The following is a 17,482-nucleotide window of genomic DNA, read 5'->3' as shown; positions in this document are numbered from 1 at the left end:
GTCCGCGAAACCCGATCCCGCCGAAATCCCGTTCGTCCGGCAGTCGCTCCGGCGGCCACCGGCGGCAACGCCTCGGCGACCCACCTGTCGTCGGCCCGACTCGGCCCGACGCCCACACCGCGGCCATATCCCCCGCCCCGCGGCACCGGGCAGGACCGTGAGCAGCGCGGACAAAGCGAAAGGGAACAGGGCCACCCCTCAAACCCGGGGACCCTGCTCCCATCCTTGTGGTGCCCTCGGTGCGACTCGAACGCACACTGGACGGATTTTGAATCCGCTGCCTCTGCCGATTGGGCTACGAGGGCCGACGGGTGCACTCTACTCGATCAGGGTGCACCCGGATCCGCAGGGGGTCAGCTCTTCACCAGGCGGCCGATTGCGGCGGAGGCTTCGGCGATCTTTGCGTCGGCCACCTCGCCGCCCTCGGCGACGGCCTGGGCCACGCAGTGCTTCAGGTGTTCGTCCAGCAGGCCCAGGGAGACCGCCTGGAGTGCCTTCGTCGCGGCCGAGATCTGGGTCAGGACGTCGATGCAGTAGTCGTCGTTCTCGACCATCCGCTGCAAGCCCCGGACCTGACCCTCGATCCGGCGCAGGCGCTTGAGGTACGCGTCCTTGTCCGCTGTGTAACCGTGCATGCTCGCGACCTTCCCCTACCCCGGCCGGGTATCTCCGCTCTTCAGGATAGGCCACTCGACCGGGTGTGACGGGGGACACGACCTGGTCACGGGCTCGGGGGCTCACATTTCTGCGCGGTTTACTCCGCTTAATGACCCGTCCGGGGGCACCCCACACATTTGCCAAGCGAAAGGTTAGGCGATATTCCGCCGGTGCACTATGGTGTCGTCCGAAGCGTGTGGCGCAGTTACAAGTCGAGGGCAACACGCGCTATGCGAGCACACACGGAGGAACAGTGGCACAGCAGACCGTCGTCCAACTCATCGACGACCTCGACGGCAGCGAAGCCGCCGAGACCGTGACCTTCGCGCTGGACGGTGTGGAGTACTCGATCGACCTCTCGAAGGACAATGCCGACAAGCTCCGCGAGTCGTTGGCGGACTTCGTCGCCAAGGCCCGTCGGGCGGGCGGGCGCAAGCAGCGCAAGGGCACCGGCAAGAGCACGGTAAAGGCTGGTGACAAGGCCCAGGCGCAGGCCATTCGGGACTGGGCGCGGGCCCAGGGCCACCAGATCTCCGACCGCGGGCGCATTCCGCAGGGCCTGGTCGTCCAGTTCCAGGAAGCGCACGCCTCCTGACCTGGCGCCGCGAAGTCCCGGCGGTCGGCCGATACCCCGACCGCCGGGAAAGTCGCTGGTCAACGACTCGAAAGCGCTATTCAACCCGACCCGGAACGACCCGGGAACGCGGTGCCGAGGAGCCGCAGCAGCACGGTCGCCTTGACGGCCGTCTCCTCGAATTCGGCGGCCGGGTCGGACAGCGCGATGACCGCTCCGCCCACCCCGAAACTCGCCTTGTCGTGGTCCACCACCAGCGTCCTGATGACGATGCTGAAGTCGGCCGTTCCGGACAGTGAGAAGTAACCGAGCGCACCCGAGTAGACACCGCGGGGTCCGGCTTCCAGGCCATCGATGATGTGCATTGTCCGGATCTTGGGCGCCCCCGTCATGGATCCGCCGGGGAAGGCTGCCCTTACCACCGCCACGGCCGAACTACCGGCCCGAAGTCGTGCCCGAACCGTGCTCACGAGCTGGTGCACGGTCGCGTAGCTCTCCACCTCGAAGATCCGGGGCACCTCGACGCTGCCGACTTCCGCGCAATGCCCCAAGTCATTGCGAACCAGGTCCACGATCATGAGGTTCTCGGCCCGGTCCTTCGGGCTGGCGGCCAACCCCTCGCGCAAACGGCGGTCGTCCTCGGGGGTGCCGCCGCGGGGCCGGGTCCCCTTGATTGGCTCCGATTCGACAACCCCCGTTCGGTCCACCCGGATGAACCGCTCGGGTGAAGTGCTGAGCACGGAAAGCGACCCGAAACGGAGCAACGCGCCGAACGGCGCGGGGCTTTCCGACCGCAGGAAACGGTAGGCCTCCCAGGGGTCGAGCCGACCCGTCCAGGTCACCTCGTTGGTGAGGCAGACCTCGTAGCTCTCACCCGCCGTGACCGCCTCCTGGCACGCGTCCACCAGTTTCAGGTACTGCTCGCGCGAGTGCCGCAACCCGACCGCGCCACCGCCCGCGACCGGTTCCGGTGCCCGCGGCGCGTAGTGGAACCCGCGCAGGAACGACTCGGTGCGGTCCATCCAGCCGTCGTCGGAGCCGGGCAGCGCCACCAGGTACGCGCACCGCTCCCGGTGGTCGAACACCACCGCGCGGTCGGCGAACACGAACGCCGCGTCGGGTCGTCCGGACCGGTGCGCGGCCGCGCCGCCGCACTCGGCCTTCAGCTCGTACCCGAGGTAGCCGACCCAGCCGAGCGCGAACTCGAACGGCACGTCCGGCGGCACCACCCGGTTGGCCGCCAGATCGGCCTCCAGCCAGTCCAGGAACGGCCCCGGCGCCGTCACCCCGTCCACGGTCACCCGACCGGTGTCCACGTCGTACAGGGCCACCCGCGCGGCCGGCCCGGAGGCGTCGCCCAGCACGGAGAACCGCCCGCGCCCGCCGGTCCGGCTGGAGTCGAGCCAGAACGCGTGCTCGGACGCGCCGTAGAGCGCCTCGAACACCCCTTCGGGGCACGGGTGGGCGTCGACCCGCCGCACCAGCACCTCGCGCGTCACGGGCGGTTCGGGAGGCGGCGCGGCGGGAGGCAGCGCGGCGGGAGGCAGCGCGGCAGGAACCGGCACCACAGGCGGCGGCGCGACAGGAGGCGGCACGACCCGAGGTGGCGCGGACGGGCCGGCCGAGCCCGTCAGGTCGCGGAAGTTGCCCAGCAGCTCGCGGCCGTGCGCGGTGCAGATCGACTCGGGGTGGAACTGCACGCCCCACGCCGGCCGGGTCCGGTGGCGCACGCCCATCAGCACGCCGTCCGGCGTCCACGCGATCGGCTCCAGCGCCGGCGGCAGGTCCGTGACGGCCAGCGAGTGGTACCGCACGACCGGCAGCGGCGAGGGCAGACCGGCGAACACGTCCACGCCCGTGTGGGTGACGTGGTCGACCACGCCGTGCCGCGGCGGCACGAGGTCGACGGTCGCGCCCTCGGCCAGGCACAGCCCCTGGTGACCCAGGCACACGCCGAGCAGCGGCAGCGTGGTGCGGGCGATGACGTCGCGGGCCACCCCGAGGTCGGCCGGGCGCTGCGGGCGGCCCGGCCCGGGCGAGATCACCACGTTGTCGAAGTCGTCCAGCCACGAGAGCCGGAACGCGGGGTCGTCGTTGGCCACGACCACGGGCTCACGCCCGTTCACCAGTGCCAGGTGCTGGAAGAGGTTCCAGGTGAACGAGTCGTGGTTGTCGATGAGCAGGGTCCGCATGGCAGCCAGCACGGTACCGGCAGGAACACCCGAAAGGATGAGCCCGGAGAGGCCGGCCACACACCGACCTCCCCGGGCCGCGCCGGTCAGTCCAGGTGGAACTGCGGGTCGACCGCGAGCGCCACGAGCTGGTCCTGCGTCAACGGCCGGTCGGTCATGCCCGGGAGGCCGGAGTCGGCGTACTCCCGGTCCTGCTCGACCATGACGAGCGTGCCGTCGTCGTACCGGTGGAACGCGACCTGCTCGAAGCCGTACCCGGTGCCGCCGGTGACCACGGTGACCGGCTTGTCGCCGACCTTCACCTCCGCGCAGCCCGCGCCTTCCCGGGCGGGGTAGGGCACGGCCGTCACCACCTCGCACGCGATGCTCGGCAGGCGCGTGGACCCCTTGGTCTCGACCTGGACCTCGACCCTGGCCACCACGTCGCCACCGGCGTCGGTGACGGGCGTGCGCGCCAGGTACTCCCAGGTCTGCCCGCCGCCCGGCAGGTAGTCCACGAACTGGGCCTGGTGGTAGCGCATCGACTGGCCGGCGTTGCCGCGGCCCTCGGACGTGCGGTCCACCGCCTTGAGCCCCGCGGGCAGCGAGGTCGACAGCAGCTCCAGCAGCTTCAGGCCCGTCTCCGCGCGCGGGCCGTTGGCCGAGGTCCGGTCCGTCTGCCCGTTCGGCCAGGGCGTCTCGGTGGACGACGCCGAACTCGCCGGACTCGAGGGCGAGGTCGTCAACGCGGCCGCCGCGTCGACACCCCGGTTCAGGCCGGGCACCACTGCCGTGCCCGCGGCGACCGCCATCACGGCGACACCCGCGGCCACACCCGTCCACGCCGCCCGGCGCCGGCGCTGCACACGCCTGCCCCGGGCGATCGCCGCGTGCGGGTCCATCGGCGGCGGCGGGCTGCTCGCCACCAGCGCGTCCCGCAACGCGCTTCTCAGCTCGTGCTCGTTCATCGCACCTTCTCTCCGTACAGCGGGGTGATCAGGCCGCGCAGCGTCTGCAGCCCCCGCGCGGCCTGGCTTTTCACTGTTCCCTCGGAACAGCCCAACGCCCTGGCGGTCTCCTCGACCGACAGGTCCTCCCAGTACCGCAGGACGATCACCGCCCGCTGCCGCGGTGGCACCTTCGCCAACGCGCTCAGCAGCACCATCCGGTCCTCCGGTGATCCGCCGCCGGCCGCGGCCGAGTCTCCGGGTGACTCGGTCACCCGCTCCCGGCGGAACCACCCGCGCCGCAGTTCGGACACGAAGGTCCGGACCAGGGTTCTGCGGGTGTAGGCGTCGAGTGCCTCGTGCTTCTGGATCCTGAGCCACGCCACGTAGAGCTTGGCGAACGTGGCCTGCACCAGGTCCTCGGCACGGTGCCAGTCGCCGCACAGCAGGTACGCCGTGCCGCGCATGGCCTCGGACCGCGCCGCGAAGTACTCCGCGAACGCCGCGTCCCGATCACTCATCTGTCCTCCAGAGCCCGCGGTACGGGTTACACACGCCCGTCGACCTCCAGGGGGTTGCACGGCTCTCAGCATCGATCGGGGAAACTTCGCGGCATCCACCTGGGAGGCCGTTCTTGCTGTTCGTCCTGCTGTTCGCCGCGGTGCTCGGCGGAGTGCACTACTACCTCTGGCGGCGGTTGGTCCGCGACACCACCCGGACCCGGCGCGCCCGTCGGGTCGGCACGGTGGTGCTCGTCGCGCTGTACGCGCTCATGCTCGCCGCGCTGTCGCTCACCAGGGTGAGCTTCGCGGCGGGCTCGGTCGTGGCGTGGCCGGGCTACCTGTGGCTCGCGCTGGCGTTCTACCTGGCGCTCGCGCTGGCCGTGCTGGAGGTGCCCCGCGTGCTGCTCCAGCGTCGCACGGCGCCCGAGGACCCGGACCGGCGGCGGTTCATCGCCCGGTCGATCGCGGTGGCGGGCGGTGTCGCGGCGACCGGCGTGGTCGGCTACGGGATGACCGAGGCGCTGGGCGAACCGCGGCTCAAGCGGGTGCCGATCGTGCTGCCGAAGCTCGACCCGAAGCTGACCGGGTACCGCATCGCGGTGGTCAGCGACATCCACCTCGGTCCGCTGCTGGGCCGCGCGCACACCGAGCGGATCGTGCGGCTGATCAACGGCGTGGAGGCCGACCTGGTCGCGATCGTGGGCGACCTGGTCGACGGCACGGTCGAGGAGCTGGGCGAGGCGGCGGCGCCGTTGCGCGACCTCGTCAGCACGCACGGCAGCTTCTTCGTCACGGGCAACCACGAGTACTACTCCGGCGCGCAGCCGTGGCTGGCCGAGCTGGAGCGGCTGGGCGTGCACCCGTTGCGCAACGAGCGGGTGGCCGTGGAACGGGCCGGCGCGCGGTTCGACCTCGCGGGCGTCAACGACGTCACGGGCGCCGGTTTCGCCGACGGGCCGGACTTCGCGAAGGCGCTGGACGGGCGTGACGCGTCCCGCCCGGTGGTCCTGCTGGCCCACCAGCCGGTGCAGGCGCACGAGGCCGCCAGGCACGGCGTCGACCTCCAGCTGTCCGGGCACACGCACGGCGGCCAGATGTTCCCGTTCCACCTCGCGGTCGGCCTCCAGCAGCCGGTGCGCAGCGGTCTGGCCACCGTCGACGGGATGCCGGTCTACGTGAGCAACGGGGCCGGTTTCTGGGGGCCGCCGGTCCGCGTGGGCGCCCCGCCGGACGTCACGGTGGTGGAGTTGCGTCACAAACTCGCCGCCGGGTAGAGCTTTCTGCCCCGAAACCGCCTACAGTGGATGGCCGTGCGTTCCGGCGGTTGTGGAGGGGGACCCCTAGCGAGATGAAGACGAGCTTTGCCGATGACCAGCGGCTTTCCGAGGCAACAGCTCGTATTCGTCGTTTCCTGGACCATGAGCAACCCGAGACACCTTGTCTGGTGATCGATCTGCCCACGGTCCGCGACCGGTTCACCGCGCTGCGTGACGCGCTGCCGCACGTCGGGATCTTCTACGCCGTCAAGGCGAATCCCACGCCGGACGTCGTGGGCCTGTTGGCCCAGGCGGGTTCGAGCTTCGACGTGGCGAGTCCGAACGAGATCGACCTGTGCCTGGAGCAGGGCGCGTCACCGGACGTGATCTCGTTCAGCAACCCCATCAAGAAGGCGCGGGACATCGCCTACGCCCACGCCAAGGGCGTGCGGATCTTCGTGTCGGACAGCGAGCACGACGTGCGCGCGCTGGCCGAGCACGCGCCGGGCGCCAAGGTGATGCTGCGGATCCTGGTGAACAGCAAGGGATCCACCTACCCGTTCGGGAAGAAGTTCGGCTGTTCGCCCGAAATGGCGACGGATCTGCTGCGGCTGGCGCGCGACCTCGGCCTGCGACCGCTCGGCGTGGCGTTCCACGCGGGCTCCCAGCAGCTGGACCCGAACGGCTGGGACGCCGCGATCGCCGACGCCGCCGAGGTGACGCTGAAGCTGCGCGCCGAGGGCCTCGTGCTGTCCACCGTGAACCTGGGCGGCGGGCTGCCGGCCGGTTACCTCGAGCAGCCTCCCCCGCTGGCCGAGTACGCCGCGGCCATCACCGCGTCGATCACCCGTCACTTCGGCGACATCCCGCTCGAGGTGATGATCGAGCCGGGTCGCGCTATCGTGGCCGAGTCCGGCCTGATCCGGTCCGAGGTCGTGCTGGTGGCGCGGAAGTCCTATTCGGACGAACGCCGCTGGGTGTTCCTGGACATCGGCCGCTACGGCGGCCTGGCCGAGACCGAGGGCGAGGCCATCGCCTACCCCTTGCGCACGACCAGGGACGGCGGACCGGTGGGACCGGTCGTGCTCGCCGGCCCGACCTGCGACGCGGACGACGTGCTGTACCAGAACACGTGCTACCACCTGCCGCTCGACCTCCGGGCGGGCGACCACGTCGACCTGCTCGGCGCGGGCGCGTACACGTCGAGCTACTCCTCCGTGGCCTTCAACGGCTTCCCGCCGTTGGCCACCCACTGCGTGCGGTAAACCCGCACCCCCGGATCGCCCGAGGCACGACCCCTTCTGAAGATGTTTGGAGTGATTGATGTCCGAACTCCCGTGCGAGCCCGAGCCGGTTGGCTTGTTCGCAGGACAGCACGTACTCGCCGAGCTGGAAGGCGTGAGCCCGGAACTGCTGGACGACGAGCAGTTCCTGCGACACGCGCTCGGCGAAGCTCTCACCCAGGCTGACGCCACGGTGTTGGAGGTGGTCTCCAAGCAGTTCGACCCGCAGGGGGTCACGGTGCTGGCCCTGCTGTCGGAGTCGCACGCGTCCATCCACACCTATCCGGAAGTCGGAGCGGTCTTCGTGGACGTTTTCACCTGCGGCACGCGCGCCAAACCCGCGCTCGCGGTTCAGCTGCTGGCCGACGCGCTGGGAGCTGTGTCCGCACGGACGGACATGGTCAGCCGGGGACACCGCGTCCCCGCGCTCATCGGTGAGGAGAAGTCTTGATCCGCGAACCCCTCGCGGCCGGTTTGACCAGGGACTGGGACGTCGAGGAAGTCGTGGTCGACACGAACACGGCGTTCCAGCACCTGGTGATCGCCCGCACCTCGCAGGGCCTCTCGCTGTTCTGCGACAACGACCGGCAGAGCACCGAGTTCAGCCAGTTGACCTACCACGAGGCGCTGATGGTCCCGGCGCTGCTGCTCGCCGACAAGGTCGAGCGGGTGCTGGTCATCGGTTCCAGCGAGGGTGTCGTCTGCCAGATGGCGGTCGACGCGGGCGCGTCGGTGGTCGACCACATCGACATCGACGAGCAGGCCGTGAAGCTGTGCGCCGAGCACCTGCCCTACGGCTACACGCCCGACCAGTTGGCGTTGGCGGAGAAGGGCGAGGGAGAGATCCGCGTCCGGTACGTCGACGGTTACGAGTACATCCGCACCACCTCCGAGCGCTACGACATCGTCCTGGTGGACCTGCCGGACGAGCGCGAGGAGGAGGCTCAGCACAACCGCCTGTACGGCAGCGAGTTCCTCGGCCTGTGCAAGGCGCTGCTCGCGCCGGGCGGTGTCGTGGTGTCGCAGGCGGGCTGCCAGACCATGTGGCGCAACACCACGCTGGTCCGCATGTGGCAGCGGTTCAACGACGTGTTCGGCACGGTCGCGTACTACGGCTCGGACGAGCACGAGTGGGCGTACCTGTTCGGCCGCGCGGACGAGGTCGCCGACCCGACCGGGCTGATGGTCGAACGCCTGGCCACGAGCGGCTACCGGCCCGAGACGATCGACGACCTGGCCCTGCTGGGCAACTCGATCCCGCCGTACCTGGTGCGGCACTCCCTGGCCTGACGAAGTCGAAGGGCCGCCCCGGTTTCACCGACCGGGGCGGCCCTTCGCGCTATCCCAGGGACTTCTTCAGGAAGTCCACCTGGAGCAGCAGGAGGTTCTCCGCCACCTGCTCCTGCGGCGTCATGTGCGTGACGCCGGACAGCGGCAGCACGGTGTGCGGCCGGCCCGCCGCGAGCAGCGCGCTCGAGAGCCGCAGCGTGTGCGCGGCCACCACGTTGTCGTCGGCCAGCCCGTGCACGATCATCAGCGCGCCGCGCAACCCGGGCGCGTCGGTGATGAGCGAGTTGGCCTCGTACACCTCGGGCCTGTCGTTCGGGTCGCCCAGGTACCGCTCGGTGTAGTGGGTGTCGTAGAGCCGCCAGTCGGTGACCGGCGCGCCCGCGACCGCCGCGTGGAACACGTCCGGCCGGCGCAGCACGGCCAGCGCCGCGAGGTAGCCGCCGTAGGACCAGCCCTGGATCGCCACCCGACCGAGGTCGAGGTCGGGCTCCTGCTCCGCCACCGCGTGCAGCGCGTCGACCTGGTCGGCGAGCGTGACGCCGGCGAAGTCGAACGCGATCTCCCGCTCCCACGCCGGACCGCGGCCGGGCGTGCCGCGGCCGTCGACCACGAGCACCGCGAAACCCTGGTCCGCCAACCACTGCGAGGCCAGGTAGGCGTTGCGCGCGGACAGCACCCGCTGCGCGTGCGGACCGCCGTACGGGTCCAGCAGCACCGGCAGCCTCGTGCCCGGCACGTGCCCGGTCGGGAACAGCAGCGCCGCCCGCAGCTTCCGCTCCCCCACGGTCAGCAGCCGCGGCCGGGGCGTCAGCACGGGGGTTTCCGCGTGCGAGGCGATCGTGCCGCCCTTGACGGTGACCTTGCGGCCGAAGTGGTCGAGTCCGGCCGAGGACAGCACCAGCGCGTCGCCGCCGCGCACCGCGGTGTGCACACCGTCCTCGGTGGACAGACGTTCGACCGACCCCGCGGTGACCCGGTACACGTGCTCCTGGGTCGAGTCCTCGGCCGACGCGGTGATCAGCACGTCCACTTCGGACACGTCGAGCACCGACCGCACCTGGAGCCCGTCCGGCGTCCACGCCCGGTCGTCGGCCAGCAGCACGTTCGTGTCGCCGCGCGGCACCACCCGCAGCAGCGCGCCGCCCGGGTGCCACCGCGGCACGCCGGGCACGATCTCCAGCCAGCGCTCGTCGGTGTCCTCCGCGAGCACCTCGACGCCGCCGGTCGCCGGGTCGACGGCGAGCACCCGCACGGTCCGCTGGTCGCGCGACTGGACCTCGAGCAGCGGCGCGCCGAGCGCGGACCAGTGCGCGGAGGCCAGGTACGGCGAGGCCTCGTTGTCCCACCGCACCTCGACCCGACCGGCCGGGCCGAACACGAAGGCCTGGACGACGGCGTTCGGCGTGCCCGCCGACGGGTAGGCGACCTCGGTCGCGGGCGTGCCGGGGTTGGCCGGGTCGGCGATGTGCCAGCGCGCCACCGGCGCGTTGTCCACCCGCGCGACCAGCAGCTGCTCGCCGTCCGGGGAGAACCAGTACCCGCGGAACCGGCTCATCTCCTCGGCCGCGATGAACTCGGCGAGACCCCACGTGACGTCGGCGCCGTCCGGTTCGGCCACCACCCGGTCCTCGCCGGTGGCCAGGTCGACGACGTGCAGCGCGCCGCCGACCACGTACCCGACCCTGCGGCCGGTCGGGTCCAGCCGCGGGTCCGCGACCGCGCCCGCCACGGGCAGCTCGCGCACCGCGCCGGTGCCCAGCTCGACCACGAACAGCCGCCCGGACAGCGCGAACACGGCCTGCGTCACGTCGGCGTCGGTGGCGTACCCGACGATGCCGGCCGCCTGCTCGCGGCTGCGCTCGCGCCGGGCGCGCTCCTCCGGCGACAGGTCCTCCGGGTCGGTGAGCAGCGTCCCGGGATCGACCAGGAGCTTCTCCTCACGCGTCGCGGTGTCGTACGCCCACAACCCGTTGGCCCGACCCGACGCGGTGCGCAGGAAGTACACGACGCCGCCGTCGGGTGAGGCGGTGAAGGTGCGCGGCGCCCCGAGGGTGAACCGCTGGGTGCGCGCCTGTTGGCGCGGGAAGGATGTCTCGTTGCCCACCCCGACACCCTAATGACCCGGGAGGTCGGCCGGGCGGGTGGCGGTCGTGGCGGGTGCGTGGGCGCGCACCCTCGTGCGCAAACGCTTGCCCACCAAGCCGATCACGTCGGTTCGCCGGATCCCCGGGCACCCGGGCGATTAGTCTGCGCCGTATGCGCGCGATGTGGGCACTGGTGGCGTTGGCGGTCGCGGGCTGCTCGTCCGGTCCGGACCCGCGGTTCCTGCCCGACGCGACGAAGACCCAGTCGGCGGCCGAGGTCGAGGCGAACACCGGTGTCCGGCTGCCCGTCGGCGCGCTGTTCCTCTCGGGCGCGCGGGTCGAACTCGCGGGCGGCCTGGACACCCGCACCGTCGCGCGGTTCCGGATCGACGCGGACGGACTGCCGGAGTTCCTCTCCGCCAACGGCTTCCCCGACCTCACCCCCGACCGGCGCGCGGTCACCGACGGGGACCTGCCGGACAGCGGCACCTGGCGCCCGGACCAGGCGACGAGGGTCGCCGGGGTGGTCGACGGGTCGCGCAAGGTCATGGTGGAGCTCGACCACCCCGGCGAGGTCACCGTCTACCTGGTCACCTCGCAGTCCTAGGAGGCAGCGGGAAGAAGCCGCTGGTGCGCTCCACGTACTCCTTGTAGCCGGGCCGCCGGGACGCGATGTCCTTCTCCAGCACCGGTTTCCCGCTGCCCTTCGCGAGCAGCAACGTCATCACCACCGGGCTCAGCACGAAGTACAGGCCGGTCCACGAGGCGCAGGCGAACAGGAACAGGCCCCACCACAGCGTCGCGTCGCCGAAGTAGTTGGGGTGCCTGGTGTAGCGCCACAACCCGCGGTCCATCACCGCGCCCTTGTTCGCCGGATCGGCCTTGAACGCGGCCAACTGCCGGTCGCCGACCGCCTCGAAGGCGAACCCGACCGCCCACAGCGCGATCGCCACCACGTCCAGCACGCCGAACGCCGCGCCGAGGTACTGCGCGTACTGCACGGGCAGCGACACGAACAGCATGATCGCGGCCTGGAGCAGGTACACCCGGTACATCTTCGCGAGCGGGTTCCCCTTGGCGCGCCGGTACATGTCGACGTAGCGGCGGTCCTCCTCCTTGCCGCGGTTGCGGGAGTGGATGTGCCACCCGAGCCGCAGGCCCCACACCACCGTCAGCGCGGTCACCACGAGCCCGCGCGCGGTGTGCGGCGACAGCGCGAAACTCAGCGCCGCGATCACCGCGAAACCCGGGCCCCACACCGAGTCGATCAGGTCGAAGCGCTTGCGGCTCGCGGCGTAGCCGAACAGCGCGGTGATCAGCGCGAGCACCGCCACGACCGACCACAGGACGTTCCAGCCGAAGGTCATCGGGCCCACTCCCGGGTCGCGGGCATCCCGCTCGCGCCACGCGAGTCCGTGCGCACGGCCAAGATCTGGTCCACGCCCATCCGCCCCTCCTCGAACGTCAACGCGCCGCCCGCCAGGTACAGCCGCCACACCCTGGCCTGACCCTCGCCGACCAGCCCGACGGCCTCGTCCCAGTGCCGCTCCAGTGTGTCCGCCCACGCCCGGACCGTCCACACGTAGTGCTCGCGCAGCGCCTCGACGTCGCGGATCTCGAACCCGGCGCGCTCCAGGTGCGCGGTGGTCCGGCTGACCGGGCGCATGTGCATGTCCGGCGCCACGTACGACTCGATGAACGCGCCGCCGCCCGGCTGGTTCGTGCCGCGGGACATCTGCTGGAGCAGCAGCCGTCCGGTCGGCTTGAGCAGCCGGTGCAGCGCGGAGGCGTACTCGGGGTAGTTCTCCTCGCCGACGTGCTCGCCCATCTCGATGGTGGAGATCGCGTCGAACGGCTCCTCGTCCACCTCGCGGTAGTCCTGGAGCCGCACCTCGACCAGGTCCTCCAGGCCCTCCTCGGCGATCCGGCCGAGGATGTGCTGCCGCTGCTGCGCGGAGATCGTCACGCCGGTCGCCCGCACGCCGAAGTGCTTGGCCGCGTGGACGATCATCGAGCCCCAGCCGCAGCCCACGTCCAGCAGCCGCATCCCCGGGCGCAGGCCGAGCTTGCGGCACACCAGGTCCAGCTTCGCGTGCTGCGCCTGCTCGACGGTGAGGTCGGGCGAGGTGTAGTACGCGCACGAGTAGGCCATGCTCGGGTCGAGCACGAGCCGGTAGAACGCGTTGCTCAGGTCGTAGTGGTGCGAGATGGCGTCCCGGTCCCGGTCGCGGGTGTGCAGCCGGCCGGACAGCCGGGCCTCCTCGCCGGGCGCGGCGGGGCGCGGTCCGATCGCGCCGAGCTTGAGCGCGACGCCCAGCGCGCCGAGCACGTCGACGGCCTTCGGCTTGCGCAGCGCGCCACCGCGCGCCAGTTCCCAGAACTTCCTCAACCCCTCGGTCAGGTCACCCTCGACGTCCAGCTCGCCCGCGACGTACGCGCGCGAGAGACCCAGCTCGTCGGGGTTCCACAGCAGCCTGCGCAGCGCCCTCCTCGACCGGATCACGGCGACCGGTCCGTCCTGCGGGCCTGCGGTGCTGCCGTCCCACGCGCGCAGGCCGATCGGCAGCCGGGCGCCCAGCACGCGTTCGACCACTGAGGCGAGTTGACCGGCCACGCCGGCGGTTGCGACCACCACGGAATCCTCCTCGAAACCTCTGCTGATCGACGTTCGGGCGAACCCCTGACTTGGTTCGCACTCCGTCGACCGGGTGAACCCGGCCCCGGACGTGCCCGTAGTCAGCGGTGGAGCGAATTGGACCGAGTGAGGAGTGAGTGTGATCCGACGAAACCGCATCGCCATCGCCGTCGCGGGCGGCCTGGCGGCTGTGCTCGCACTGGTCGTGTACACCTCGAACGCCTCCGGTGTGGACAACCGGAACGTCGCCCAAACCGGTCAGGCGCAACCCCTCCAGGCGCAGGCCGCGCCGGAGGACTACGGCACGGACGCGCCGTTGGCGCCACCCACCAGCGAGGAGCCGACCACCACGACCGAGCCGCCGCAGGCACAGGCCGCACCCGCGCAGGACCCGGCGATCGCGGTCGTGGGCACCAGCGTCCCCAAGATGGGCGACGTCGTGCAGGACGGCGACGGCCGCACGCTCTACCGGTTCGACAAGGACACGCCGAACCCGGCGAAGTCCAACTGCGAGGCCAAGTGCGCGGAGACCTGGCCGCCGCTGCTGGTGACCGGCAAGCCGCGGATCGAGGGCGTGGACGCCGCGATCGTGTCGACGGTGAAGCGGGCCGACGGCTCCGAGCAGGTCACCATCGCGGGCTGGCCGGTGTACACGTACTCGAAGGACGACGGCCCGGGCAAGTGGAAGGGCCAGGGCGTCGGCGGCACGTGGTTCGTGATCCAGCCCGACGGCAAGCGCAACGTCCAGTGCCTGCCCGCGGGCGTCACAGCCCCTCCGGCCGCTTGAGCCACCCGGAAAAAGCCACCAGGAAAAGCCGTGATCCCCGGCCGGGAAAGTCGGCCGGGGATCACGTGACTCGACTCAGAGGACCCTGACGGCCTCTTCGAAGTCCAGGCGCGGGTTGCGCGGGAACGTCGCCGAGTGGTCGGGGTGGCCGATGTTGACGACCACCAGCGGCAGCTGCTCGGTGCCGGCGAAGAACTCCTGGCGGACGCCCTCGGCGTCGAAGCCGGTCATCGGGCCGGCCGCGAGGCCCGCCGCGCGCACGCCCACGATGAAGTAGCCGGCCTGGAGCAGCGCGTTCAGCTTCGCGGCCTCGGTGCGGCGGGTGTCGTCGGCGAACGCGTCCTTGGCGCCCGGGAAGTGCGGGAACGTCTTCGCGAAGTGCTCGTGGAAGTCGGTGTCCGCGGCCAGGATCGCGACGACGGGCGCGGTGCCGGTCTTGGCGCGGTTGCCCTCGCCCATGTGCGGCAGCAGCCGGGCCTTCGCCTCGTCGGACCGCACGAACACCACCCGGAGGGGCTGGTTGTTCATGCTGGTCGGGCCCCACTTGATCAGCTCGTAGACCTCGCGCAGCTCCTCGTCGGTCACCGGGTCGGCGGTGAAGGCGTTCGCCGTGCGGGCCTCGCGGAACAGCAGGTCCTGGGCCTCGGGGGAGAGGGCCAGGTTGTCGAGCGTCGAGGTCATCGTTCCTTCTTTCGGTCGTCCCGTACGCGGGGGATGCGTACGGGACCAACCTAGATGAACTCTCAACTATTTCGGCGAGTTGCGATCGTCACAGCGCCCGACTCACGGCGCCCCGCCCACCGCGCCGGGACCACAGTGCCCGGATCGCGGCGACCGGATCACAGCGACGGGTACAGCGGGTGCTTCGCGGCCAGCACCTCGACCCGCGACCGCAGTTCGGCCAGGTCGGCCGACGGCAGCAGCGCGCTCGCGATGACGTCCGCCACCTCGGTGAAGTCCTCGGCGCCGAACCCGCGGGTGGCCAGCGCCGGCGTGCCGATCCGCAGGCCGGAGGTGACCATCGGCGGACGCGGGTCGTTCGGCACCGCGTTGCGGTTGACCGTGATCCCCACCTCGTGCAGCCGGTCCTCGGCCTGCTTGCCGTCCAGCTCGGACCCGACCAGGTCGACCAGCACGAGGTGCACGTCCGTACCGCCCGTGAGCACCTTCACACCCGCCGCCGCGGTGTCCTCACGGGACAGTCGGTCGGCCAGGATCCGCGCGCCTTCGAGGGTCCGGCGCTGGCGGTCGGCGAACTCGGGCGACGCGGCGTGCTTGAACGCCACCGCCTTGCCCGCGATCACGTGCTCCAGCGGACCGCCCTGCTGGCCGGGGAACACCGCCGAGTTGATCTTCTTGGCGAGGTCGGCCTCGTTGGTCAGGATCACGCCGCCGCGCGGGCCGCCGAGCGTCTTGTGCGTCGTCGTCGTCGTGACGTGCGCGTGCGGCACCGGGCTCGGGTGCAGCCCCGCCGCCACCAGGCCGGCGAAGTGCGCCATGTCCACCATCAGGTACGCGCCCACCGAGTCGGCGATCCGGCGGAACTCGGCGAAGTCCAGCTGCCGCGGGTAGGCCGACCAGCCCGCCACGATCAGCTTCGGCCGGTGCTCCTGCGCCAGCGCCTCGACCTCGGCCAGGTCCACCAGACCGTCCACATCGGACACGTGGTACGGCACGACGTTGTACAGCTTGCCGGAGAAGTTGATCCGCATGCCGTGCGTCAGGTGGCCGCCGTGCGCGAGGTCCAGGCCGAGGATCGTGTCGCCGGGCTGGAGCAGCGCGAACATGGCGGACGCGTTGGCCTGCGCGCCCGAGTGCGGCTGCACGTTGGCGAAACCGGCGCCGAACAGCGCCTTGACCCGCTCGATCGCCAGCCGCTCGATCACGTCGACGTGCTCGCAGCCGCCGTAGTAGCGACGACCCGGGTACCCCTCGGCGTACTTGTTGGTGAGCACCGAGCCCTGCGCCTCGAGCACCGACACCGGGGTGAAGTTCTCCGAGGCGATCATCTCCAACGTGCTCTGCTGCCGGCCCAGCTCGGCGGCCACCGCCTGCGCGACCTCCGGGTCGAACTCCGCGAGGGAGGTGTTGAAGTGCTCCGACATGGTCCAGGCTCCCTTAAGAGTTGCGCTTGTAGAACGGCAGTGCGACGACCTCGACCGGTTCGCGCCTGCCACGGACGTCGACGGACAACTGCGTGCCGGGCTGGGCGTTCGCCTTGGTGACGTACGCCATCGCGACCGAGTAGCCCAGCGTGGGCGACAGCGCGCCGCTGGTGATCTCGCCGATGGGCGTGCCCTCCGCGTCGAGCACGGGGTAGCCGTGCCGCGGCGCGCGCCGGGAGGTGGTCGTGAGGCCGACCAGGGTGGTGTCGACGTCGCCGAGCTTCTCCAGCGCTTCCCGGCCGACGAAGTCGCCCGGCTTGTCGAACTTCACCACGCGACCGAGGTTGGCGTGGAAGGGGGTGCGGTCGAGGCCGAGTTCGTTGCCGTACAGCGGCATGCCGGCCTCCAGGCGCAGCGTGTCGCGGCAGCCGAGGCCCGCCGGCCTCAGGTCGTGCGCGGCGCCCGCCTCCAGCAGCGCGCGCCACACGTGCGGCGCGTCGGCGGGCGCGGTGAACAGCTCGAAGCCGTCCTCGCCGGTGTAGCCCGTGCGCGCCAGCAGCACCGGGCGGCCCGCGACCTGCGACCGGTACGACGCGTAGTACTTGACCGTGCCGAGGTCGGTCGGCGTGAGGCCCTCCAGGATCGCGAGCGACGCCGGGCCCTGCACCGCGAGCAGCGCGTAGTCCGCCGAGCGGTCGGCGACCTCGGTGTCGAAGCCCTGCGCCCGCGCCACGATCGCCTCGTGCACCACGGCGGCGTTGGAGGCGTTCGCGACGACCAGGAACTCCTGGTCGCCCAGCCGGTAGACGATCAGGTCGTCCACCACGCCGCCGTCGGCCTCGCAGATCATGGTGTAGCGGGCGCGGCCGACGCCGATCGCGGACGAGTGGCCCACCAACGCGTAGTCCAGCGCCTTGCCCGCCTCGGGGCCGGTGAGCACGATCTCACCCATGTGGGTCAGGTCGAACAGGCCCGCCGAGGTGCGGACCGCGTGGTGCTCGGCCAGTTCGCTCTCGTAGCGCAGGGGCATCCGCCAGCCCGCGAAGTCGGTGAACTGGGCGCCCAGCGCCTCGTGCTCGGCGTGCAAGGGCGTCCGACGGCTTTCCACGGGGTTCCTCCCTGGTGGGCGCACGGCAGTGCGACCGACCTGTGCGGCCGGTCTGCCGGTACGAAGGATGACACGGTCCATC

At 71.4% G+C, this 17,482-nt stretch carries 17 protein-coding genes and 1 tRNA gene; 7 read left to right on the top strand and 11 right to left on the bottom strand.

Features of this window, described 5'->3' with window-relative positions:
- Positions 1-228 precede the first annotated feature (228 nt).
- A tRNA-Leu gene (locus tag AB0G50_RS30100) sits at positions 229-305 on the bottom strand.
- Positions 306-353: 48 nt separating this feature from the next.
- Entirely contained in the window at positions 354-635 is a 282-nt protein-coding gene (locus tag AB0G50_RS30095; protein ID WP_360115217.1) for a metal-sensitive transcriptional regulator, read from the bottom strand.
- Positions 636-910: 275 nt separating this feature from the next.
- Between AB0G50_RS30095 and AB0G50_RS30090 the strand changes: the two genes are divergently transcribed.
- Complete coding sequence (locus AB0G50_RS30090; RefSeq protein WP_015104119.1) at positions 911-1,252, top strand: Lsr2 family protein; 342 nt, start codon at positions 911-913, stop codon at positions 1,250-1,252.
- Between the two features lie 80 nt (positions 1,253-1,332).
- On the opposite strand, the gene pabB is transcribed toward AB0G50_RS30090, so the two are convergent.
- The 3 genes from pabB to AB0G50_RS30075 form a co-directional block, all read right to left on the bottom strand.
- Positions 1,333-3,423, bottom strand: coding sequence for an aminodeoxychorismate synthase component I (gene pabB, locus AB0G50_RS30085; RefSeq protein WP_360115214.1), 2,091 nt, complete (start codon positions 3,421-3,423; stop codon positions 1,333-1,335).
- A gap of 86 nt (positions 3,424-3,509) precedes the next feature.
- A complete protein-coding gene (locus tag AB0G50_RS30080; protein ID WP_360115211.1) occupies positions 3,510-4,370 on the bottom strand; it encodes a hypothetical protein in 861 nt (286 codons plus the stop codon).
- Positions 4,367-4,870, bottom strand: coding sequence for a SigE family RNA polymerase sigma factor (locus AB0G50_RS30075; protein ID WP_360115208.1), 504 nt, complete (start codon positions 4,868-4,870; stop codon positions 4,367-4,369). The genes AB0G50_RS30080 and AB0G50_RS30075 overlap by 4 nt, the downstream gene beginning before the upstream one ends.
- 116 nt (positions 4,871-4,986) lie before the next feature.
- Here AB0G50_RS30075 and AB0G50_RS30070 point away from each other — a divergent pair, with 116 nt between their 5' ends.
- From AB0G50_RS30070 to AB0G50_RS30055, 4 genes are all read left to right on the top strand, one after another.
- A complete protein-coding gene (locus tag AB0G50_RS30070) occupies positions 4,987-6,126 on the top strand; it encodes a metallophosphoesterase (protein WP_360115256.1) in 1,140 nt (379 codons plus the stop codon).
- Between the two features lie 170 nt (positions 6,127-6,296).
- Positions 6,297-7,373: a type III PLP-dependent enzyme gene (locus AB0G50_RS30065; RefSeq protein WP_360115205.1), complete on the top strand. Its 1,077-nt coding sequence runs from the start codon at positions 6,297-6,299 to the stop codon at positions 7,371-7,373.
- Positions 7,374-7,431: 58 nt separating this feature from the next.
- Positions 7,432-7,842: an adenosylmethionine decarboxylase gene (gene speD / locus AB0G50_RS30060; RefSeq protein ID WP_360115202.1), complete on the top strand. Its 411-nt coding sequence runs from the start codon at positions 7,432-7,434 to the stop codon at positions 7,840-7,842.
- On the top strand, positions 7,839-8,681 hold the full coding sequence (locus tag AB0G50_RS30055; protein WP_360115199.1) for a spermidine synthase: 843 nt from the start codon (positions 7,839-7,841) through the stop codon (positions 8,679-8,681). The genes speD and AB0G50_RS30055 overlap by 4 nt, the downstream gene beginning before the upstream one ends.
- A 49-nt stretch (positions 8,682-8,730) precedes the next feature.
- Here the strand turns inward: AB0G50_RS30055 and AB0G50_RS30050 are convergent, their stop codons facing one another.
- Positions 8,731-10,785, bottom strand: a complete 2,055-nt coding sequence (locus AB0G50_RS30050) for a prolyl oligopeptidase family serine peptidase (RefSeq protein ID WP_360115196.1) — start codon at positions 10,783-10,785, stop codon at positions 8,731-8,733.
- A 152-nt stretch (positions 10,786-10,937) separates the two neighbouring features.
- On the opposite strand from AB0G50_RS30050, the gene AB0G50_RS30045 reads away from it, so the two are divergent.
- Entirely contained in the window at positions 10,938-11,372 is a 435-nt protein-coding gene (locus AB0G50_RS30045; RefSeq protein WP_360115193.1) for a hypothetical protein, read from the top strand.
- Here AB0G50_RS30045 and AB0G50_RS30040 read toward each other — a convergent pair.
- Together AB0G50_RS30040 and AB0G50_RS30035 are read right to left on the bottom strand one after the other, a co-directional pair.
- A complete protein-coding gene (locus AB0G50_RS30040) occupies positions 11,356-12,132 on the bottom strand; it encodes a DUF1295 domain-containing protein (RefSeq protein ID WP_360115190.1) in 777 nt (258 codons plus the stop codon). The genes AB0G50_RS30045 and AB0G50_RS30040 overlap by 17 nt on opposite strands.
- Entirely contained in the window at positions 12,129-13,400 is a 1,272-nt protein-coding gene (locus AB0G50_RS30035; RefSeq protein ID WP_360115187.1) for a cyclopropane-fatty-acyl-phospholipid synthase family protein, read from the bottom strand. Before AB0G50_RS30035 ends, AB0G50_RS30040 begins: the two co-directional genes overlap by 4 nt.
- A 139-nt stretch (positions 13,401-13,539) precedes the next feature.
- Here AB0G50_RS30035 and AB0G50_RS30030 point away from each other — a divergent pair, with 139 nt between their 5' ends.
- The gene (locus tag AB0G50_RS30030; protein ID WP_360115184.1) at positions 13,540-14,187 is read left to right on the top strand and encodes a hypothetical protein; all 648 of its coding nucleotides are present in this window, start codon (positions 13,540-13,542) and stop codon (positions 14,185-14,187) included.
- Positions 14,188-14,262: 75 nt separating this feature from the next.
- On the opposite strand, the gene AB0G50_RS30025 is transcribed toward AB0G50_RS30030, so the two are convergent.
- The 3 genes from AB0G50_RS30025 to gcvT form a co-directional block, all read right to left on the bottom strand.
- Positions 14,263-14,868 (bottom strand): malonic semialdehyde reductase, encoded by a 606-nt coding sequence (locus AB0G50_RS30025; RefSeq protein ID WP_360115181.1) that lies wholly within the window; start codon positions 14,866-14,868, stop codon positions 14,263-14,265.
- Between the two features lie 158 nt (positions 14,869-15,026).
- Positions 15,027-16,292 (bottom strand): serine hydroxymethyltransferase, encoded by a 1,266-nt coding sequence (glyA, locus tag AB0G50_RS30020; RefSeq protein WP_360115178.1) that lies wholly within the window; start codon positions 16,290-16,292, stop codon positions 15,027-15,029.
- Positions 16,293-16,305: 13 nt separating this feature from the next.
- Positions 16,306-17,400: a glycine cleavage system aminomethyltransferase GcvT gene (gene gcvT, locus AB0G50_RS30015; RefSeq protein ID WP_360115175.1), complete on the bottom strand. Its 1,095-nt coding sequence runs from the start codon at positions 17,398-17,400 to the stop codon at positions 16,306-16,308.
- Between the last annotated feature and the right edge of the window lie 82 nt (positions 17,401-17,482).

This window comes from Actinosynnema sp. NPDC020468 (genome assembly GCF_040642015.1).
In the GTDB taxonomy this organism is placed as follows: Bacteria; Actinomycetota; Actinomycetes; order Mycobacteriales; family Pseudonocardiaceae; genus Actinosynnema.
The sequence above is the reverse complement of the archived record's forward strand: the minus strand, read 5'-3'. Positions and strand labels throughout refer to the sequence as shown.